At 46.9% G+C, this 16,084-nt stretch carries 31 protein-coding genes; 13 read left to right on the forward strand and 18 right to left on the reverse strand.

What is annotated here, in order from left to right; genetic code table 11:
- Positions 1 to 55: 55 nt before the first annotated feature.
- The 10 genes from R7P35_RS22160 to R7P35_RS22205 are packed head-to-tail and all read right to left on the reverse strand — an operon-like array spanning position 56 to position 4,621.
- A complete protein-coding gene (locus tag R7P35_RS22160; RefSeq protein WP_318092592.1) occupies positions 56 to 382 on the reverse strand; it encodes a hypothetical protein in 327 nt (108 codons plus the stop codon).
- A complete protein-coding gene (locus R7P35_RS22165; protein ID WP_170903604.1) occupies positions 379 to 723 on the reverse strand; it encodes a hypothetical protein in 345 nt (114 codons plus the stop codon). Before R7P35_RS22165 ends, R7P35_RS22160 begins: the two co-directional genes overlap by 4 nt.
- On the reverse strand, positions 716 to 958 hold the full coding sequence (locus R7P35_RS22170) for a hypothetical protein (protein WP_318092595.1): 243 nt from the start codon (positions 956 to 958) through the stop codon (positions 716 to 718). The genes R7P35_RS22165 and R7P35_RS22170 overlap by 8 nt, the downstream gene beginning before the upstream one ends.
- Positions 955 to 1,233, reverse strand: a complete 279-nt coding sequence (locus R7P35_RS22175) for a hypothetical protein (protein WP_318092597.1) — start codon at positions 1,231 to 1,233, stop codon at positions 955 to 957. Before R7P35_RS22175 ends, R7P35_RS22170 begins: the two co-directional genes overlap by 4 nt.
- Before the next feature lie 45 nt (positions 1,234 to 1,278).
- Positions 1,279 to 2,022: a hypothetical protein gene (locus R7P35_RS22180; protein ID WP_318092599.1), complete on the reverse strand. Its 744-nt coding sequence runs from the start codon at positions 2,020 to 2,022 to the stop codon at positions 1,279 to 1,281.
- 49 nt (positions 2,023 to 2,071) lie between these two features.
- The gene (locus R7P35_RS22185) at positions 2,072 to 3,310 is read right to left on the reverse strand and encodes a tyrosine-type recombinase/integrase (RefSeq protein WP_217844250.1); all 1,239 of its coding nucleotides are present in this window, start codon (positions 3,308 to 3,310) and stop codon (positions 2,072 to 2,074) included.
- Entirely contained in the window at positions 3,279 to 3,701 is a 423-nt protein-coding gene (locus R7P35_RS22190) for a hypothetical protein (protein ID WP_170903609.1), read from the reverse strand. Before R7P35_RS22190 ends, R7P35_RS22185 begins: the two co-directional genes overlap by 32 nt.
- Before the next feature lie 10 nt (positions 3,702 to 3,711).
- Positions 3,712 to 3,918, reverse strand: a complete 207-nt coding sequence (locus R7P35_RS22195) for a hypothetical protein (protein WP_217847388.1) — start codon at positions 3,916 to 3,918, stop codon at positions 3,712 to 3,714.
- Positions 3,918 to 4,328 carry a hypothetical protein gene (locus tag R7P35_RS22200; protein WP_170903610.1) on the reverse strand — a complete coding sequence of 137 codons (411 nt, stop codon included), beginning with the start codon at positions 4,326 to 4,328 and terminating at the stop codon, positions 3,918 to 3,920. Before R7P35_RS22200 ends, R7P35_RS22195 begins: the two co-directional genes overlap by 1 nt.
- An 11-nt stretch (positions 4,329 to 4,339) precedes the next feature.
- Positions 4,340 to 4,621 (reverse strand): hypothetical protein, encoded by a 282-nt coding sequence (locus tag R7P35_RS22205; RefSeq protein ID WP_170903611.1) that lies wholly within the window; start codon positions 4,619 to 4,621, stop codon positions 4,340 to 4,342.
- A gap of 86 nt (positions 4,622 to 4,707) precedes the next feature.
- Here R7P35_RS22205 and R7P35_RS22210 point away from each other — a divergent pair, with 86 nt between their 5' ends.
- The 12 genes from R7P35_RS22210 to R7P35_RS22265 all read left to right on the forward strand — a co-directional run bounded on the left by R7P35_RS22210 (position 4,708) and on the right by R7P35_RS22265 (position 10,537).
- Positions 4,708 to 5,349, forward strand: a complete 642-nt coding sequence (locus tag R7P35_RS22210; RefSeq protein WP_318092605.1) for a LexA family transcriptional regulator — start codon at positions 4,708 to 4,710, stop codon at positions 5,347 to 5,349.
- Between the two features lie 105 nt (positions 5,350 to 5,454).
- Positions 5,455 to 5,730 (forward strand): hypothetical protein, encoded by a 276-nt coding sequence (locus tag R7P35_RS22215; protein WP_318092607.1) that lies wholly within the window; start codon positions 5,455 to 5,457, stop codon positions 5,728 to 5,730.
- Between the two features lie 7 nt (positions 5,731 to 5,737).
- On the forward strand, positions 5,738 to 6,106 hold the full coding sequence (locus R7P35_RS22220; protein WP_318092609.1) for a hypothetical protein: 369 nt from the start codon (positions 5,738 to 5,740) through the stop codon (positions 6,104 to 6,106).
- A gap of 2 nt (positions 6,107 to 6,108) precedes the next feature.
- Positions 6,109 to 6,732 (forward strand): DNA N-6-adenine-methyltransferase, encoded by a 624-nt coding sequence (locus R7P35_RS22225; protein WP_217844252.1) that lies wholly within the window; start codon positions 6,109 to 6,111, stop codon positions 6,730 to 6,732.
- A gap of 9 nt (positions 6,733 to 6,741) precedes the next feature.
- A complete protein-coding gene (locus tag R7P35_RS22230) occupies positions 6,742 to 7,590 on the forward strand; it encodes a hypothetical protein (protein WP_318092612.1) in 849 nt (282 codons plus the stop codon).
- A gap of 2 nt (positions 7,591 to 7,592) precedes the next feature.
- Positions 7,593 to 7,820, forward strand: a complete 228-nt coding sequence (locus R7P35_RS22235) for a hypothetical protein (RefSeq protein WP_318092614.1) — start codon at positions 7,593 to 7,595, stop codon at positions 7,818 to 7,820.
- Between the two features lies 1 nt (position 7,821).
- Complete coding sequence (locus R7P35_RS22240) at positions 7,822 to 8,205, forward strand: hypothetical protein (RefSeq protein ID WP_318092616.1); 384 nt, start codon at positions 7,822 to 7,824, stop codon at positions 8,203 to 8,205.
- A 10-nt stretch (positions 8,206 to 8,215) separates the two neighbouring features.
- Positions 8,216 to 8,473: a hypothetical protein gene (locus R7P35_RS22245; protein ID WP_318092618.1), complete on the forward strand. Its 258-nt coding sequence runs from the start codon at positions 8,216 to 8,218 to the stop codon at positions 8,471 to 8,473.
- Complete coding sequence (locus R7P35_RS22250) at positions 8,470 to 8,922, forward strand: hypothetical protein (RefSeq protein ID WP_318092620.1); 453 nt, start codon at positions 8,470 to 8,472, stop codon at positions 8,920 to 8,922. The genes R7P35_RS22245 and R7P35_RS22250 overlap by 4 nt, the downstream gene beginning before the upstream one ends.
- 445 nt (positions 8,923 to 9,367) lie before the next feature.
- Entirely contained in the window at positions 9,368 to 10,000 is a 633-nt protein-coding gene (locus tag R7P35_RS22255; RefSeq protein ID WP_318092621.1) for a ParA family protein, read from the forward strand.
- A 72-nt stretch (positions 10,001 to 10,072) separates the two neighbouring features.
- Positions 10,073 to 10,306 (forward strand): hypothetical protein, encoded by a 234-nt coding sequence (locus R7P35_RS22260; RefSeq protein WP_191116381.1) that lies wholly within the window; start codon positions 10,073 to 10,075, stop codon positions 10,304 to 10,306.
- 78 nt (positions 10,307 to 10,384) lie between these two features.
- On the forward strand, positions 10,385 to 10,537 hold the full coding sequence (locus R7P35_RS22265) for a hypothetical protein (RefSeq protein ID WP_164977542.1): 153 nt from the start codon (positions 10,385 to 10,387) through the stop codon (positions 10,535 to 10,537).
- A 299-nt stretch (positions 10,538 to 10,836) separates the two neighbouring features.
- Here the strand turns inward: R7P35_RS22265 and R7P35_RS22270 are convergent, their stop codons facing one another.
- Positions 10,837 to 11,004 carry a hypothetical protein gene (locus tag R7P35_RS22270; RefSeq protein ID WP_170903621.1) on the reverse strand — a complete coding sequence of 56 codons (168 nt, stop codon included), beginning with the start codon at positions 11,002 to 11,004 and terminating at the stop codon, positions 10,837 to 10,839.
- A 184-nt stretch (positions 11,005 to 11,188) separates the two neighbouring features.
- On the opposite strand from R7P35_RS22270, the gene R7P35_RS22275 reads away from it, so the two are divergent.
- Positions 11,189 to 11,515, forward strand: a complete 327-nt coding sequence (locus tag R7P35_RS22275) for a helix-turn-helix domain-containing protein (protein ID WP_170903622.1) — start codon at positions 11,189 to 11,191, stop codon at positions 11,513 to 11,515.
- A 10-nt stretch (positions 11,516 to 11,525) separates the two neighbouring features.
- Here the strand turns inward: R7P35_RS22275 and R7P35_RS22280 are convergent, their stop codons facing one another.
- The 7 genes from R7P35_RS22280 to R7P35_RS22310 all read right to left on the reverse strand — a co-directional run bounded on the left by R7P35_RS22280 (position 11,526) and on the right by R7P35_RS22310 (position 16,081).
- Positions 11,526 to 11,831 carry a hypothetical protein gene (locus tag R7P35_RS22280; RefSeq protein WP_170903623.1) on the reverse strand — a complete coding sequence of 102 codons (306 nt, stop codon included), beginning with the start codon at positions 11,829 to 11,831 and terminating at the stop codon, positions 11,526 to 11,528.
- A gap of 345 nt (positions 11,832 to 12,176) precedes the next feature.
- Positions 12,177 to 12,443 (reverse strand): hypothetical protein, encoded by a 267-nt coding sequence (locus tag R7P35_RS22285; RefSeq protein ID WP_170903624.1) that lies wholly within the window; start codon positions 12,441 to 12,443, stop codon positions 12,177 to 12,179.
- Between the two features lie 12 nt (positions 12,444 to 12,455).
- Positions 12,456 to 12,641 carry a hypothetical protein gene (locus tag R7P35_RS22290; protein ID WP_318092625.1) on the reverse strand — a complete coding sequence of 62 codons (186 nt, stop codon included), beginning with the start codon at positions 12,639 to 12,641 and terminating at the stop codon, positions 12,456 to 12,458.
- A gap of 212 nt (positions 12,642 to 12,853) precedes the next feature.
- Positions 12,854 to 13,198: a hypothetical protein gene (locus R7P35_RS22295; RefSeq protein ID WP_318092627.1), complete on the reverse strand. Its 345-nt coding sequence runs from the start codon at positions 13,196 to 13,198 to the stop codon at positions 12,854 to 12,856.
- A gap of 195 nt (positions 13,199 to 13,393) precedes the next feature.
- Positions 13,394 to 13,639 (reverse strand): hypothetical protein, encoded by a 246-nt coding sequence (locus tag R7P35_RS22300; protein ID WP_170903628.1) that lies wholly within the window; start codon positions 13,637 to 13,639, stop codon positions 13,394 to 13,396.
- A 624-nt stretch (positions 13,640 to 14,263) separates the two neighbouring features.
- Entirely contained in the window at positions 14,264 to 15,172 is a 909-nt protein-coding gene (repA, locus tag R7P35_RS22305) for a plasmid replication initiator RepA (protein WP_217844263.1), read from the reverse strand.
- 648 nt (positions 15,173 to 15,820) lie between these two features.
- The gene (locus tag R7P35_RS22310) at positions 15,821 to 16,081 is read right to left on the reverse strand and encodes a hypothetical protein (RefSeq protein WP_318092629.1); all 261 of its coding nucleotides are present in this window, start codon (positions 16,079 to 16,081) and stop codon (positions 15,821 to 15,823) included.
- Positions 16,082 to 16,084: the final 3 nt, after the last annotated feature.

Raw genomic sequence — 16,084 nt, forward strand, 5'->3', positions numbered from 1 at the left:
CATATAAACATACTCAAAACCCTGACCGCTTTCAAGTCATTTTGTGGTAAAAATATTAAAAACTGTCGTTTTGTGGTTCTTTAATTAAAATTTTTCCGGTGTGACTGTCACGTGGTGAATTAACCTTTCTTTGTGACGAGTCACGATTTATTAACCAGGTCTTAATCTCCTTTGCACCTTCAATTACTGATTGTGTCGCAGACGCTATTGCTTGAGCGAACTGTTGAGCGGCAACAGCAAAGGCAGAAACAGTAGCCGACGCTTGCACCATATTCACGGCCAATCTTTCACGCGCTTCCCGGCGTTCTCTGGCTTGTTTGGTTCTCGATGGCCAGTAGTTCCCATGCTTACTTGCCACTTTCTTTCGATGACTTAACCTCATAGCCTCAACTCCTTCCAGTTTGGGGAAGTATGAAAACAAGCGGAATCCCCTTTAAAAAGACCATCACACCCTTTCGGCAGTGACTCCTTACACTTAGCACAACGTTGTTCACCCAGTTCGGCCAGCTGCTCTTGTAACTTCTTCCAATCACGGTCAATCAGTAACGCAACCAACTCACTCGAATCATAAGGCTTCCCACAACCTGCACGAACGCGGCATATTTCCAATAAACGATCATGCTCCGTAGCTGTGAGCTTTACCCTCACCTCATGAATGTCGGCTTCTTTCTCTCTTTTCCGTTGGCGGCGCTTACGTTTGGCGGCGGCTGATAATTCACTCATCTTGTTCAGCTCCTTTGGCCAGGATTCTCGACACCGTCATGCCTGGATAGCGCATTGTTATGGTCTTTAGCTTGTCATTCTCAAGTAGAGGCTCGCCGATGGTATTAACCTCAATAGTGGTAACTTCCTCTGTCCATGTATCGGCCATGATTACATGCTTAATTTCATTGCCATTGCCATCAAACACGGAAACAGGATTTCCAACTCTTGAGGTGTTGTCTGGTGTATAAATCATGACTCACCTTGCTCTTTAGTTTGATTGTTCACAGCATTACAAATCAGGTTGGCCGCTTCGATAATGGCGCTCATTTGGCTTTGCTCTGTGGTAATGCCAGGGCACTGGCGGGACAGTTCGGCAGCAATGGCCGCACACATTTTTAATTGGCAAATTTTGAACTTGCTGATCGGCAACTCTGGCTTTTCCAGATCCGGGTCATAGTTGAACACCACGCCAACATCGGCAGTTTCGGCAAGGTCACAAGCTGTGGTGATTTCTTGTTTATCGTTCATATTCAAATTCCTTCAGAAAATGGCGGCTAGGCCGCCAAACATGAATTAGTAATCCCAGTTTGATTCCACGTAAGTGTCGTAATCGCTGCTACAACGCCCCTTATCTAAGGTCAGATTCGCGCGCATTACATAGGCGTTAAAAATTGCCTTTTCAAAGCGGTACAGCGGACCAACACAAACCGATTTCGACGACTCTTTACCATCCACCTTGACGCTGTAGATTTCGCCGTTACGCGTATCAATCTGATATTCACATTCCCACTTGTTCTGATCGGGTTCCTTGCTGATATAGAGGTGAGTAAATGAGCCATCACCATCAATAATGAGTGTTAAATCATGGCCATCGCGTTCTTCATCATCATCGCTTTTAATCTGCTCTTTGATTTGTTCAATAACCCATGACAGCGTCAATTCTTCCGGCAGCTCGCTAAATAGCTCCTGCATTTCCTGATCAATGACAGCTTGCAGCTTTTCATCATGGAAACGGGTAACTGCTGCATTAAGGCTTTGCATGACAAAATGGTGATAGCTAGGAAACTGGCCAAGCTCATTTAGGTTTGGGGTAATGGAAGCGGTAATGGCTTCTTTCATTGACTTAGCAATGTCGCCATAACTTCTGAATGCATCGCTAACAACATCATCAATCATGCGATCCACTTTCTCGGTGATCGCCTTTTCCAGTGCCCCTTCCTGAATGCGTTTTTGCAGTATCTGACCAAACATATCCTGTACTGAAACATCACTAGGGTTCAGGGTTGGGTTAAAGGTTTCTTTGTTGTCAGTAGTCATAAAAATATCTTCCTTTGTGTAAGAGTTGCCAATCAATCGCTTGTGCCTGTTACTGCAAGGCGTCGGCGGGTTCGTTCATTTCGTCCCATGTCGGAATTGTGTCGGTGTGATTGCGTTGGGTTTGCGTCACCAACTCAGCATGCCAACGCTCTAACGCCGCCCGTTTCTGGGCTTCCGCCGTGGTGTGAATGTAAGACTCATCGAGCTTGGCCATTACGTGGTTCAACAGGCGTTCACACACCCAGTAATCGACGTCTAATTGAATCCACATGGTTCGAGCTAACTTGCGTAAATCGTGCGATTGCCAGCGCTTTTGGCTGACCTTTTGAATGATCTCGGTGGCTTGGCCCTCATCGAGCGGACCTCGTTTACTGGTGCTCGGAAATAGGTACGGCCCACGATAGCCGGTTAAACCTAATAGGCGATGATGCTCTTTGAGCCAGGTTAAGGCGTAGTCGGTCAACGGAATGACCAGTTCGGGCGCACTGCCTTTGGTTAACGCTTCAGGAATGGTCAACGTGGCGTTATACCAATCGATGAATTCCCATCGCAGCTGACGGGTTTCCCCAATTCGAGTGCCATGTAACAGCATTAATCCTGGTAAGCGTTCAAGGGCAGTTTGAATCGACAATAACGGCACCACCATTGGCAGATCTTTGGGTAGTAAGGCACTCGGTTTGCCTTTGATTTTGACGTCAAAGAAGTCCTTAAAGATCACCTCGGAAATGGGATTGAACGCCAAACGCTTTTGACGGGTTGCGACTTTAAAGGCACGTTTTAACTTACTGAAGTATTGCTTCACGGTGCCGAGGGCATAACACGATTGCAACGGCCAGATCAGTTCCGTTTCCAACAGTGCCGGGGTCAGGGCGGCGATGTTTTCGCTGCCCAACATAGGAAGCAGGTGTTTGTCGATGATGCTCTTAGTATCGTAACGGGTCTTCTTATTTAACGTCGTATTGGTGACGGTGCGATCACGATACCAAGTCAGCAAATCCCCTACCGACTGCCATTCATTGAGCGTAGGGGCATCACCAAGAGCCAACTTGCCAATCAACTCGTCTTTTTGTGCCAACACCTGCTTTGTTCTTAAATCTGGCCAGTTCGCCAACTTCGTGCGTTTGGTTTTGCCGTCTTTGTAGCTGACCAGATACCAACTGGCGGTTTCACGGTTGGCATGAATGCGCACCACGAACGGCACGCCAATGGCGTTGATTTCGGTGATCGTGGTGTCTGCCAAACAACGTTCGATTTCTTTATCGGAGATTTTTCGTTGAACCGTCGCCATAATTGTCTCTCAATTGCGCCTTCACATGGGCGCGTGCTTTGGTTAAATGGGTTTCGTAGGTTTTGAGGCTAATGCCCATCTTGGCGGCTTTGTCTCGGCGGAGGGCGTGAGACGGTAATCCAGTCAGGCGCACAGCCCCGTAATGCACGCGAACCACTTCAACGCTTTTGCGACTCTTTACCGCCAGTTGCATTAATGCCGCCTCGATACGAGCCTCAATGCAATCGACCACAGGGCCACCTTTGCCCCCACCGCTGCCAAAATGCATTTCGCCTTTCTGGGCGATCAGCTTCTCCATGATTGAGCTGTATGCCGCCCCACCTTCGCCCTGGTGAACCCAGCGCGCCCAGCTCTCCATCAGCTGATCAAAGTAGTGGCGGTTTATCGTCATGGTGTTTCCTTTATTTACTGCTCGTCGCTCGGTAATGGTTGAGCCAGCGTCGGGTTTCGGCCTGATCTGGCTCGGGTAAACTGGTCAGTTTGCGGTCAATCTCTAACCGCCCGATCTTGCCCCTGCGCCATTGCCACAACCAAAAACTGGCCCGTTTCTGGCACTCTGCTTCAAAGGCCACTGCCTCATTGCCAGGGGCGGCTAGATTGTGGCTCATCACGCCACCTTCGGACGGCCACGCAACATGAACTCGCTGACCGTTTCCTCTGGGGTTAATACGTGAGCTGGCAACGAGTGACGATGGGGGATTGGCGCAACTTGAACGTCATCACTGGCCATTGAGATGTGGTCATAAACAGGGGTTAACGGGCCATACATGTGAGCAAAGTGCGCCCCAACGCGACGCAGTTCGTTGACTTCTTCCACACTGGTTGGGTTGTTCACTAGCGTGATCACACGGAACGCACGTTTTGGGTTTACTTCCATTTTGAGGCGTTCCACGCGTTGCAACGGGCATGAGAGGTGTGCCACGTTGACGCACTGAATACGCCCCTTGTAAAGCTGCATCAAATCGCGGATCACCGCGTCTCGGTCGTTCGTATTGCCACCCATTAACACCATGATCATGGCTTGTTCTCCTACTCAGTTTCGACGGCTTGGTTATCCAGGTAAGCGCGTCGCCAATGGTCAATATTCACCACCCCTTTACTCTTTAGGGTGATCAGTTCTTGTTCACGCAAACGGGGGAACCGGTGAAGGGAAGCCCAGCTGACCACGGTTTTATAAGGCACGCCCAAAAACTTGGCGGCCTTCGCCATGCCGCGGCTGCCGAACTCCGACTTTATCCACTCACTAAATATCACGTTTTGCTCACCTCTCTGCGTTTTGTGGTAATTAATATCACAAAACGTGGTAAGCATAAAGATCGATTTGTGGCAAACTCTGCATTATGTGGTAATATAGTGACCATTAACCCCAATTTTGTGACCTGAGAACGGGCCAACCTATGGATGACAGATATAAAGAACTGATCGCCAACCGCATCAAAGCGGGGCGCAAAGCCATGGGGCTTACGGTGGAAGAAGCCAGCAAACGCGCACGCGTTGGCACCAGTCGCTGGCTAAACTGGGAATGTGCAGCCCGAACGCCTAAGCTCGATATGATCCCGAATATCGCCACCGCCATTGGCAGCAGCGCCGCTTACATTGCCGGCTTTTCTGACCACCAGGGCGAAAGCTCAGACAGCTGGCGTTACATTGTGGCCAACGGGGAAAACCCCGCTAATCAAGCCGTTAGTAATGATTTTTTGGCGTTCAACATCGACCGATTACGCGAGCTTAACTTGCCAGAACGTGACATTCTGCTTGTGAACGTAAGAGACAACAGCCTCGCTCCCGATTTGCATGAGGGCGATGCTGCCTTGGTTGACCGTCGAGAACAGGCTGTGTCTGGAAAAGGCATTTTTGCTATTCGCGATAACAGCGGGCTAATATGGCTGCGTTGGATACGTCCCGAGATCACGGGAGGCTTTACCCTGTACACCGCAGATAAAGAACACTTTCCCGATCAACATTTTGACGATAATCAGTTGGCTAATTTGGATATCGTCGGTAGATACGTGGGACACTGGCACTGGGATGCAGCGTAAGAAGGAGCGCGGCGGGATTCGTCGTGTTTTTTTTCGCCTGTAAATACCACGTTTTGTGACATTAACCACGAAAAGCATAGTAATAGTACCACAAAAGGAAAAATCATGGATTCGCTACCAGATACCCAAGTCATAAGCATGAATCAATTGCCGAAGCTTCAAAAGCGAGTGGTGAAACAAGTTAACCGTGAAGCGGCCAGTCTACTGGCGGTCGAAGCGCTGGCTCGTCAAATTACCGATTTAAGCCACGGCCAGATGAGTCCTGAGAAGATAGACCAAATCCAACAATATGCCGAAGCCATTATGTACAACCTCGAAGACGCCAGAGAGCGCATGGGCCGCATTGCACTCATCGTGAATGACGTAACGATTGAGGACTAAAGCCGTGATGAGTGACGTTATCGTAAACCCCAAATTTGGTTTGGATGAAGAACAACTGGCCGTGTTGGAAGGTTATGCGAATGGCTTAGATGAGTTTGACATCCGCCAAGTGCTTGAACTGACGCCAGCCGAACTCAAAACCATCGAGCTCGATGTCCGCGCCCGTCTCAATGCCAACACCACGCCACACATGATCAGCCGAGCTTGGCAGCTTGGCGTTTTAGCGAGTCGAGCACTTTGCCTGGTACTGGTCATGGTGACCAGTTTCCATGCCCTTGACCCTGACATGACCCGAGTTCGCACCCCAATGAGAAACACCCGAAACCCAACCACCATAGCCCGCGTTCGTCAGGCTGGAAGAAACAAGGAGATTTAATCATGGCGACACCATCCAACCACCAAAGCCAAACTGATCCAGAGTTTCGCGACTTTACCCAAACTCCGCCTTGGTTATTTCATGCCTTTAACGCTGAGTTTAACTATGACCTCGATGCGGCGGCGCTGCCTGAATCAGCACTCTGCGCTCGATACTACACACCAGAAATTGACGGGCTAAAGCAAGATTGGAGCAAAGAGTTTTCCTTTAATCGTCGCCCTGCGGTTTGGATAAACCCGCCGTTCTCCGACATTTTGCCGTGGGTGGAGCTTGCCAAAGAGCAACAAAAGAAAGGCGTATTGACCACCTTATTGGTGCCACACGACAACCGAACCGAATGGTGGCCACACGATAGCGCCAGTGAAATCCGTGACATTGTTGGCTACCACGAAACACGAGTTTACAAGTCGGGCAAGAAGAAAGGCCAAGAATACAAAAAATGGGTAAGTGGCGGCATTCGCTTTATCGATGCCAAGACGGGCTTAGAAATGCCCCACGAGCTCAACAAGCCCATGTGCTTGATTGTGTTCGACCCATTCCACTCCGGCCATTGTGCCCACAAAACCATTCGCAAAGATGTGCTGATGCAAATCGGCCAGCAACAACTTGCCTTACTAGCAGCATAAGGAACACTCATGAACGCAAACGCACCAGTTCAAGACTTGGAACAATTCAGCGGCGACGATCTATTGATCGCCTTTCTTCACTCCTACAATCAGCAAAACGCCGACTGGGACGCCATGATGGCCGAGAATGAGCGCCTAACCCAAGAGCGCGACGGCTATAAACGCCAAGCCCATGCCCAAATCGAAGAAATCAAAGCGCTTGAGGAAGAGAACGCATTTTGTCGCAAAATGGCTCAAGAGGCCGAAGGCATTGCAAACAACGCCATGGCAGTAAAAACCGAACGCGACCGACTTCGTGACCAACTAAAAGCCACCCAACAAGAGCTGACCAGCCTTAAAGGCGGCGACAACCCGAAAAAGCTACGTGATCAAATTGCGCGCATAAAAGAGAAAGGCAAAGAGAAAGACAAGCGCATCACCAAGCTAGAGACGGACAACAAACAATACCGTCACGAACTGACCCAAGAGCGAGCCAACACGCAAAAATCTATTGCCAAAATTGCAGAACTACAAAAACAGCTGGCGCATGACACAGGCAGCGGCCTTTACCACAAAGGACCACACCACCTCATCATCTGGCCACAAAAGACCACGATGGAAGACGAGAACGGCAACCGTTTCGAAGGTCGCTCACTACTTTACCTACACCGATCTGGCCGCGGTGGATTGATGAACTACAACCCAGAGACTGGCGAAGTCAATCTATGCGCTGCGCCACGTGGTGGACTCAAGCCAAGTGAAGACGTCCGAAGCTTTGCAGCCAACTGGCTTTACAAGGTCAACGCGATTCAAGACGGCATCGTGCACGAAGACGACATGATCCCAGTGAACTACAACGGCGACTTTGAGGGGAAATGATCATGGCAGCAAGAGTCATTCACGTACATTATGGCGTTCACTGGCTATTAGAACTGACCGACAAAGAACTGTTGGAGCATGTAACCCATCCTGATGGCGTCGAAGCAGCAAGAAAAGAGCTTAACGCCATGATCGATGATGGTGAAACCTGTTTTGTGTTGGATTCAAGCTGTGACAACAAAAAAACAGATGGCTCATGCGCGGGTCATCCAATTAAGGAGCAAGACTAGCATGGCTCAATTCAACGCTTACTCAGTGGCTATCGCTGCCACTGAAAAAGCCATTCAAGATCGACAGAAAAAAATAACCACCATCGAGACACTGACAAAACAAGCGCTCGATACCGATTATCTCGATAAGTTGTCGTTTGACATTGGCTATCAAGAAGGATGTGTGGAGTACCACAAAGGACAAAAGCGAAAGGACGCCCAAAAGAAACTGGACGAACTCAAGCGCCAACAGCGTCGTGTCGAAAATGCCCACTCCCTAGCTAACCTAAACAAGCAATTGAAATACGAGGATGAGATAGACGCATTAAGGAAAGCCCTCACCCAGCTCAAGATGCTGGAGAGTAGAAAATCAGCTGTTAGTTACTTTTTAGGCATTAATGAGTAAGGACCACGACATGGCACTAAACAATCTTAACCAGCTATTTGAAGCATGGACCAAGCAAAAAATGGATATGCGTATGCCTTTTCATCACGAGGACATAGGGCGAAGAAAAAACCGCGGGCTGAACGTTAAGAAACAAAACGAGTTACGTAAAAAAGGAGCAAGCCTAAAGTCATGCTCTGGCAAGGCTGACAAATTAAGAGCAAAGCTAAATCGAGTCACCCCTCGTGGCAAAACATGGCTAAAAGTAGCGGAGTTATCAGGACTATGAAACATCTAGAAATTCCAACAGAAACGGGGCCGCTATCAGTTCCGGTTTATTTCGTTGATGGCGTAAACGGGCTTGCAGTCACAATGACCAATTTCGGGGCCTTTGAGGTAACACACGTCAAGTCAGGATTTCGAATTATTGGTGGTTTCGAACGATTTGCTACCGCATTAGTACATATGCTTTCCATCTATTTGGCATTGAAAGAAGCAGAAATAAATATCGATACCGAAGCAGGTGAGTTTAAAGCCCAGGTCATGGAGTCAAACCACGAAAGTGAATTTTTAGACGGTCTTACCTTTAAAGGTTACATGAACATCGTTAGACCAATTTTAGGTTTTTCCGGTGAATTCCCATGGGAGGGAGACGACGAAGGACCACACGCGGAGGCTTATAAATTAATGGAAAAGTTAAGGAATCAAAATGGAATCACTAAAAGTAAACTGGCTTAATTCTTGTCCCCGCTGTAATTACGAAGGGCCGCACAATGTCGAGTCAAATAGCGCAAATCCTGACTTTTTAAATGAAGGTGATGTTGTCACTTGTGGTCGATGTAAACTAGGTGGAGTAATCGAACTTGTTGAAGTTGGAATAGTTGAGTGCTTCTGGGCTGAAGATTATGGGTACTACTGCCAATGTGACAACCCTAAATGCGGCAACTGGTTCACCGTTTCCAAAATCGGAACTAATTGTCAGGAATGCAAAGAGGGCTCAATGCAACCTCAAGACGTCGAGCCTTATTAACAGCCTAACTACTTTCAAGCCGCTAAAGCCTAGCGGCTTTTTTGTACCTCCCTCTCATTTCAAAGACACACAAAAAATACACTTTAAATATCCCTTGAATATCCCAAAGATATACGTTAAATATATAACAAATACTCCAACAGGGATTTCATCATGATCATAGCAATTGCTCATAACAAAGGTGGCGTTGGCAAAACGACTGTAACTCTCAACCTAGCAGCCATCCTTAAACCAGACGTTATCGTCGACCAGGACACACACCAAAGCTTAGTCATCATCAACAAGCTACGTGGTGACGACCAGTTGCCAATTCATACGTGTGATAGCCGTGCCAGCCTAATTGAACTACTCAAGCAATCGGACGATGGCAAAACCGTACTGATTGACTGTGGTGGTTTTGACTCGGACGTAAACCGTTTGGCCGTTGCAGCTGCCGACCTGGTCATCGTGCCGGCGAACGATGACACCACCGAGCTGATCGGCCTACGTCGATTTGACGAAGTGCTGGCAGAGATCAGCAAAGAAATGGACAGCCACATCACCGCCCACGTTCTTTTCAATCGCGTTCACCCTAACCGCCGTAAGTTTAATGACGTAGAAGATTTCCTAAAGAACGCGTGCCACATGTCGAGACTGGACACCATTATTCCAACCAGAAAGCAATACCCGCTAGCGGTGGCCAACGGCCTTGGTGTGGTTGAACACAAAGCCACAAAATACAGTGACGCAGCACGCGAAATGAAGCGTTTAGCCGAAGAAATTCAAAACAAAGCTTCACTAAACTAAATACCCTTTATATATTTACTGTATATCCAAAGGATACACAGTAAATATTTATCAGATATAGAGTAGATACACATGAGTAAAGACTGGGACGCACTAAGCCAGGTCGGCAAAAAAGCCGCACTAACCGAAAACAAAAACGAAGAAGCTAAGGTTGCAACAACAAAAGCAAAGCACCTTAAAGCCGTGCCGATGAGTTACTTTGAGAAGCACGAAAAGATGAAGCAGGAAGGTAAAACCAGCCTTAACTTTACCGACTACATCATTGAAGCACTTAGAGAGAAATTAGAGCGAGACGGCGCGCTATAACGCCAGAAATGAATTAGCCGGTGAGCATCTGACCTCTTCACCGGCTAACGTGACCAACCAAACATAAGGAATCCAGTTATGTCACAAGCGCAATATACCGCAATATCTAAAATGCGTCTAATCGATCTGCACACCCTAGACATGTCCGTTCTAGAGGAATACTTGTCAGGCAAGCCGAAATGGCTTCAAGATCGAGTATGGGAGTTCTACCAACTTGGTGCAGCACTATGAGTTGGTCGCTACCTAGAACGTGCTTTAGTTGCCAGCACTATAAGCAGGTAGGATATAAAGAGGATGAGCTGGCCCCAACTAAAGACCACTGGGGATTCGATTGCGAAGCTAAGAAACAGCGCTATGGTATGTGCAATCAAAAAAGGTGTCATGTTTTTTGGAATGAGCAACCATGCCCATCCTACGAACAGGAACCCGACATCGAGACGCACGATTGCAAGCCACGGTCAAAGGCATTACAACCTCATCAAGATGCCCTGTTCTGAATAAAAAGCCCCGTTGAATGACGGGGCTTTGTTTTAAACCGCTTTAAGCTCTCCTTTCAGTTCGTTAACTAAGGGCAATATTAACGTTATGCCCGCCTCGATCTCCATCGAAGCATCATCTTCCGAACGGTTCGCCCTAGCCATTAAGCGCAATACACATTCAATTTCATCACACAGATTATTTATTTTTTGTTGTGGCATTAGACCGCCTCTCACATCCATTCTAGATATAACCTTACCAACTGTAATTAGCGCCACAGCTATGCCGTGCATTAATGTGACAGGTGGAATATGCCCTTACATAACGCGTTGTGTAAACACACTAGGTCAAAACCGTCCTACACTTACTGATAAACCACTCAAACTGACCTATGAGGTGTGATCTATGTCTTATACTCCATTAATACAAGCACTAAAGAATCGAAGGGAGGCAGCTGGGTTATCACAAGCCGAGTTTGCCAAAATGGCAGGCGTATCACTAAAGACGTACCAGCGGATAGAATGGGGCGAAACCGATTTAAAGATGTCCCACTACCGCAGCTTGATTCAAAATCTAAGGATCACCGATCTGGATGTATCGCTAGATATGCTCGAAGTGGACCCCGCAACGCCGTGGGATGTAGCAGCAGCAGCCAGAACGCTGCCGCCAGAGGTAAGAACCATCCTTGTCACGTTTATCATGATGATATACCGCGACAAGACAATGGAATGAAACCAGAGCGTTATAACTGCTTCATAATATCGATCAGTTGGCTTAACTGAACCTTATAATCACGGCTAGAGCGAATTTGCTCATAAACCAATTCAACCGTCGCCCCAGCTTGATGAACCTCGTCAAACACTTGCTCCAAACCCTCAAACGTATTTGCTAATTTATCCGCGCGCCAAACCACCAAAACATCATCAGCAACCAACTTAGAAAGCACATTAGACAAATCACCATAGTGCACCTGGTCACAACCAACTCGCTCAAGCGCCTGATCCTGCATACCCATGTCATTGTCATGGACAACGTAGCCATATCTCATTTTTTATTCCTTTTTATTGTGACGCGTCACGCCCTGCATATTGCAATAGTAAATCAGACACGCATCGCATGAAATGACGCTCATTGCATAATTGAACCTTATGGCCATGATTTTGGTGGCGATTATGCCCATTATGGTAAATAGCGAAGTTTAGGCAGTATTAAGTCAGCTTTGACGTACTGAGCGCGTTAAGCTGTCAAAAATGACAGATAACCCAAGATCGAGAGGCGATTTTTGATGTTGTAAATTTGTTTCAGTTTGACGGGATTTTGGGCGGGGATTTTATCGGAATGATTTGGCGGCCGATTTGAGTCGAAACCGCCAAAAGATCAGGTTTTGTATATCTCACTCTTGCTTTGTGGCAAGTAAGCAGCCCAGCTTATCCCTAAGCTCTTGTCTCTCATGTTTAGCTTTTTCTAGATAAGGCTCAAATGCCTTCATTACAATACGGAAAAGAGAACCTGATTCATGAAACTCGCCAAATTCCTCACAGTACACGTACAAAGTCCAATCTTCTGCGTTACCGTCAGACGTTAAACGGACATCGATAGCAAAACGTTGTAATGCATTGAGCATCTGAGCAACGTCAAAATCTGCATAACTTCCTGCCATTTATTTTCTCTCTTACTCTAGATACTGAGTGATCATTTCAATTTCTTGGCTAACATCAACAAGCGCTTTCGCATCCATATTGATAACCTCAAGCTGAGTTTGGTCTCTAACTTTTCTCTCAAGACCATGTTTTATCGCTTTGATAGTCTTTTCAGCTTCTTCCAACTTCTCAATAAGCTCTTTATCTTTTGACTGCATACTATTCATTACCCTTTTTACTCTATGACTACATTCAAACTGGCACAGCTACCACAGAATGCCTCTTGGTTGGCATTGAGGCCAATATCATGATTACCACAATCGTTACATACATATGATTCACCAAATGAATCACAATCCGTATCTGAATACTCAGAATCAATGAGGTCTGTATATGGCATGTTTGGTTTTTTCATTGCGGTTCCCCATTCTTACTCATTATCAAAAATTGTCATTTGTTCATCATCCACCGGTGGCACGTCCAACTCTTTTCCCGTCCGTTCTCGGTAAACCTTCGCCGCCTGGTGACGACCAACGCGTGTTAATTTTGCGGCCAAACTTAAATCTTTAGCTCTTAGCAGTTCGATGCAGCCTTTACCCTCCAAGGCGTGGAGGCTCTTTCTAAAGTTCGATGCATCGAGCTCACCCTCACGGGGCTGTGAAATCATGGTGCGCATCTTGGCCACTGGCACTGCACCGTTAAATTGTTTTGTTTCCAAAAGCGCCAGGATAAAAAGGGCGTCATTTTGGTTTTTTGAAAATCTTGTCTTAGTCATCCCTTAATCACCTCACGAGTGAATAAGATAATAATAAACCTGTTTCATTGTTGGGTAAAGATTAATCAGAACAAAATGGGAGAAATGTGGAAAAGATCAGGCGGGAAATGACGATGGGCTTAGATAGGAACCGGGCTACAGCAAGACATCCCCAGAATTATGCCCAGATTCTGGGGATAAAAAAGGGTGACGCCGTCACCCTTTCTTTGCTACCAAGTCTTTGATGTTCTCTATGTTCTGGTTATGCCTGTGCGTACAGTGATCGCCAATCGCAATAGCCAGAATCCAGCACACCACTGGGCCTATGATAGAACCCGCGGTAACAACAGCGACAATGACCAACACCAAGGCCCCTGCTACTGAGGAATAAAACAACCCCAATGGACCAAAGAACAAAGTAAGTAAAAAAGAGACTAAACGTGATTTTGGATTTAAGTTCATGATCAAGTTCCTGTTGAGTGATTCTCTGATCTCACATTGATATGCATCAATTGTCAATTCACATGATCACATTGGGGTTATGGAGGAGCGTGCGACGACATGCAAAGCCTTACGAACGTCCAATAAATACCGTCCTAAATAAAATCATCCATACCAATAACTGGCTCAAATCTTGCCCTTCGCCCTGCTAGACCTAGGGGGACTGATTGCTCACCATGTGGTTGGAGCGTTTTGGGGGTGTTCCACAGAGCTTGCGTGTTTCTCGATAGGTTCCTGTCGGATGACAAAAGAAATGTTCAACGTGCGCCCATACTGGCCCCTAGCTTCAGCTAGGAAATGGCCAGACATTATATCCCCAACTTGTTGGGGCGTAGTAAGTAGATATCGGTATAGATAAAAAGGCAGTTTAATTTTGCACATTAAAACAACCCTCATGCACATTAAACGAATCAGCTTTGCACTTTATTGTGGGTAAGTAATGAGAACCGGTGATCACATCAACACGGTGCGCAAGGCATGGACAAAACACAGAGATAAATGGCGAGAAATCGCCCTAGAATAAGCCTACAGGCACGACAAAACCCAGACTAGGGTCTGGTTAAGTAAGGAGAGAGAAAAGCGGGATCAGTGTATAGGGGGCGATATATCGGCAAACTTACGCAGCATTGCGATCTCTTTGTTTACCATTTCTTTAAAGGTTTGCTGATCGATGGTCTTGGCTTCAAAAGGCGTAAGCGCATCTAACACACGACGTTGAGCCACTTTGCGTTGCTCTGCGCGGTCTTTACCATGTAATGCACGTACAGCTTTCTTTCTGGCGTGTTCTTTACCACGACGCTCAAAGGCACGTTTACGCCATTGAAGTTGGCGTTCGGCTTTAATCTGAGTAATCGACATGCGGCCAACTTCAGCTGGCGTCTTCCCAGAACGCAAAGCCTGGTCTTTGAGATAACCCAACCGTGTTGATTGTTGACGCATAAGACGCTCAGTGGTGACGCCACAGGCATTAAAAAAGAGCGGCGTGGCTTCGTAATACTTATCGATCCAACATCCGGCCTCTTTATCCCAGACTTGCCATTCATCCTTGGCCACAATCCAACCCATCGCAACCATGTCTTTAAATGCTCGACTAGCGCGAGAAATAGAAACCACTGGCGTATGAGTAGGATCTTCTTTAGCGCGCTTTAGCTCGGCCTCTGATGTGGTACTGAGGCCAGCTGCATCCGATGCGTTCCTGAGTGATATCTCGATCTGAAACGTCACTAAGTTAACGTGCTCACTGAATACAGAATGGAGGGCGTTGATCGCGTTAGCTCGATCTTTATAGAAATGCTTTTGACGTTCTCCCTGACAACGGGCAAGCATGGCTTCATCGCTGCGAGTGACGTCACGAGATTGTGATGCGGTGACCAAATCACGAACAAACGCTAAGCGCTTTCTGTGGTTCTCTGGCACTGCATAAGAAGGGTTTGGGTTTTTACAACGTGTCGAGTGAAATCCTCTAACACGGTTGTGTGTTCTTGTTGGTTCCATTAATAGCCCATTTTCTAAGCGGCAAGGCTTGCAGTGGGGAACCGCAACAAGTACACTAATCAATGCCAATCAATTCTTGTGTGCTTTTTTTAGTTGCGCCTCGAATTATCGAGAAGCCCGGTTAGCGCCGGGCTTTTCACCATCTGAATCTTGCCAAATCCAAATTGTTTGTTTTTCGTTCTGCGTCTCGAACTTGCAACCACATACCGTGGTAACGACAGTAAATCTACCACACGATGCAGCCTTTTGCATTAGCTATGATCGCTTTTCTTTTGATTGATCAGCGAGAGCTGAGTCACAACTACACTCTTGAAGGTGGTTTTTTATCCAATGGCTTGCCCCATAAGCCAGTCTGAGCCCATGTGACATACCAGGTTCGCACACTTCAGAATCTTCTCCCGCTGCACATAAGAAGCGCAAAAATTCATCTAAGTTTCTAATGGTACAAGAAAGATCACCGGTAATTAAGCTGTTTTGGTCATTTGGCATTCTACGGCCCCTTAACACTGTATAAATACACAGTAATTAGACCGAAAAAACACTTACTTGGCAAGGAATTAACAGAAATGATGATAATGATGTGACTTGGTATGAAGGGTAATGATAGGAAAAGGAAGGAGCCACCGCGCGAGGCGGTGGCCTAGATGGTTATATATAGCGATGGTTATCGAGGTAAAGTTTTCGTGCCTGGGACAACTCCCATTCAAACGCCTTTCGGCAATGGTCCTCCTGCCTGAATAGCTTCAAGAAAAGCCAATCAATCAGCTTGATGGGCGATCGCTTACCTTGTCGCACACGGATGTAGCTCCAGCCGCTAATCGTGAGATCAGACTGACCAGTAAGCAAGTGCAGCACAAACATGTTCAGCGCCAACAGGACGCGAAAAATCAAAGAAAAAATTGTTTTCATGTG

The sequence above is a fragment of the Vibrio sp. Vb0304 genome, assembly GCF_033338995.1.
GTDB classification, from domain to species: Bacteria; Pseudomonadota; Gammaproteobacteria; order Enterobacterales; family Vibrionaceae; genus Vibrio; species Vibrio alginolyticus.

Excerpts from the sequence above, each read along its gene's own strand:
- R7P35_RS22160 (WP_318092592.1), bottom strand. The coding sequence starts at position 382 with ATGAGGTTAAGTCATCGAAAGAAAGTGGCAAGTAAGCATGGGAACTAC.
- R7P35_RS22165 (WP_170903604.1), bottom strand. The coding sequence starts at position 723 with ATGAGTGAATTATCAGCCGCCGCCAAACGTAAGCGCCGCCAACGGAAA.
- R7P35_RS22170 (WP_318092595.1), bottom strand. The coding sequence starts at position 958 with ATGATTTATACACCAGACAACACCTCAAGAGTTGGAAATCCTGTTTCC.
- R7P35_RS22175 (WP_318092597.1), bottom strand. The coding sequence starts at position 1,233 with ATGAACGATAAACAAGAAATCACCACAGCTTGTGACCTTGCCGAAACT.
- R7P35_RS22180 (WP_318092599.1), bottom strand. The coding sequence starts at position 2,022 with ATGACTACTGACAACAAAGAAACCTTTAACCCAACCCTGAACCCTAGT.
- R7P35_RS22185 (WP_217844250.1), bottom strand. The coding sequence starts at position 3,310 with ATGGCGACGGTTCAACGAAAAATCTCCGATAAAGAAATCGAACGTTGT.
- R7P35_RS22190 (WP_170903609.1), bottom strand. The coding sequence starts at position 3,701 with ATGACGATAAACCGCCACTACTTTGATCAGCTGATGGAGAGCTGGGCG.
- R7P35_RS22195 (WP_217847388.1), bottom strand. The coding sequence starts at position 3,918 with ATGAGCCACAATCTAGCCGCCCCTGGCAATGAGGCAGTGGCCTTTGAA.
- R7P35_RS22200 (WP_170903610.1), bottom strand. The coding sequence starts at position 4,328 with ATGATCATGGTGTTAATGGGTGGCAATACGAACGACCGAGACGCGGTG.
- R7P35_RS22205 (WP_170903611.1), bottom strand. The coding sequence starts at position 4,621 with ATGCTTACCACGTTTTGTGATATTAATTACCACAAAACGCAGAGAGGT.
- R7P35_RS22210 (WP_318092605.1), top strand. The coding sequence starts at position 4,708 with ATGGATGACAGATATAAAGAACTGATCGCCAACCGCATCAAAGCGGGG.
- R7P35_RS22215 (WP_318092607.1), top strand. The coding sequence starts at position 5,455 with ATGGATTCGCTACCAGATACCCAAGTCATAAGCATGAATCAATTGCCG.
- R7P35_RS22220 (WP_318092609.1), top strand. The coding sequence starts at position 5,738 with ATGAGTGACGTTATCGTAAACCCCAAATTTGGTTTGGATGAAGAACAA.
- R7P35_RS22225 (WP_217844252.1), top strand. The coding sequence starts at position 6,109 with ATGGCGACACCATCCAACCACCAAAGCCAAACTGATCCAGAGTTTCGC.
- R7P35_RS22230 (WP_318092612.1), top strand. The coding sequence starts at position 6,742 with ATGAACGCAAACGCACCAGTTCAAGACTTGGAACAATTCAGCGGCGAC.
- R7P35_RS22235 (WP_318092614.1), top strand. The coding sequence starts at position 7,593 with ATGGCAGCAAGAGTCATTCACGTACATTATGGCGTTCACTGGCTATTA.
- R7P35_RS22240 (WP_318092616.1), top strand. The coding sequence starts at position 7,822 with ATGGCTCAATTCAACGCTTACTCAGTGGCTATCGCTGCCACTGAAAAA.
- R7P35_RS22245 (WP_318092618.1), top strand. The coding sequence starts at position 8,216 with ATGGCACTAAACAATCTTAACCAGCTATTTGAAGCATGGACCAAGCAA.
- R7P35_RS22250 (WP_318092620.1), top strand. The coding sequence starts at position 8,470 with ATGAAACATCTAGAAATTCCAACAGAAACGGGGCCGCTATCAGTTCCG.
- R7P35_RS22255 (WP_318092621.1), top strand. The coding sequence starts at position 9,368 with ATGATCATAGCAATTGCTCATAACAAAGGTGGCGTTGGCAAAACGACT.
- R7P35_RS22260 (WP_191116381.1), top strand. The coding sequence starts at position 10,073 with ATGAGTAAAGACTGGGACGCACTAAGCCAGGTCGGCAAAAAAGCCGCA.
- R7P35_RS22265 (WP_164977542.1), top strand. The coding sequence starts at position 10,385 with ATGTCACAAGCGCAATATACCGCAATATCTAAAATGCGTCTAATCGAT.
- R7P35_RS22270 (WP_170903621.1), bottom strand. The coding sequence starts at position 11,004 with ATGCCACAACAAAAAATAAATAATCTGTGTGATGAAATTGAATGTGTA.
- R7P35_RS22275 (WP_170903622.1), top strand. The coding sequence starts at position 11,189 with ATGTCTTATACTCCATTAATACAAGCACTAAAGAATCGAAGGGAGGCA.
- R7P35_RS22280 (WP_170903623.1), bottom strand. The coding sequence starts at position 11,831 with ATGAGATATGGCTACGTTGTCCATGACAATGACATGGGTATGCAGGAT.
- R7P35_RS22285 (WP_170903624.1), bottom strand. The coding sequence starts at position 12,443 with ATGGCAGGAAGTTATGCAGATTTTGACGTTGCTCAGATGCTCAATGCA.
- R7P35_RS22290 (WP_318092625.1), bottom strand. The coding sequence starts at position 12,641 with ATGCAGTCAAAAGATAAAGAGCTTATTGAGAAGTTGGAAGAAGCTGAA.
- R7P35_RS22295 (WP_318092627.1), bottom strand. The coding sequence starts at position 13,198 with ATGACTAAGACAAGATTTTCAAAAAACCAAAATGACGCCCTTTTTATC.
- R7P35_RS22300 (WP_170903628.1), bottom strand. The coding sequence starts at position 13,639 with ATGAACTTAAATCCAAAATCACGTTTAGTCTCTTTTTTACTTACTTTG.
- repA (WP_217844263.1), bottom strand. The coding sequence starts at position 15,172 with ATGGAACCAACAAGAACACACAACCGTGTTAGAGGATTTCACTCGACA.
- R7P35_RS22310 (WP_318092629.1), bottom strand. The coding sequence starts at position 16,081 with ATGAAAACAATTTTTTCTTTGATTTTTCGCGTCCTGTTGGCGCTGAAC.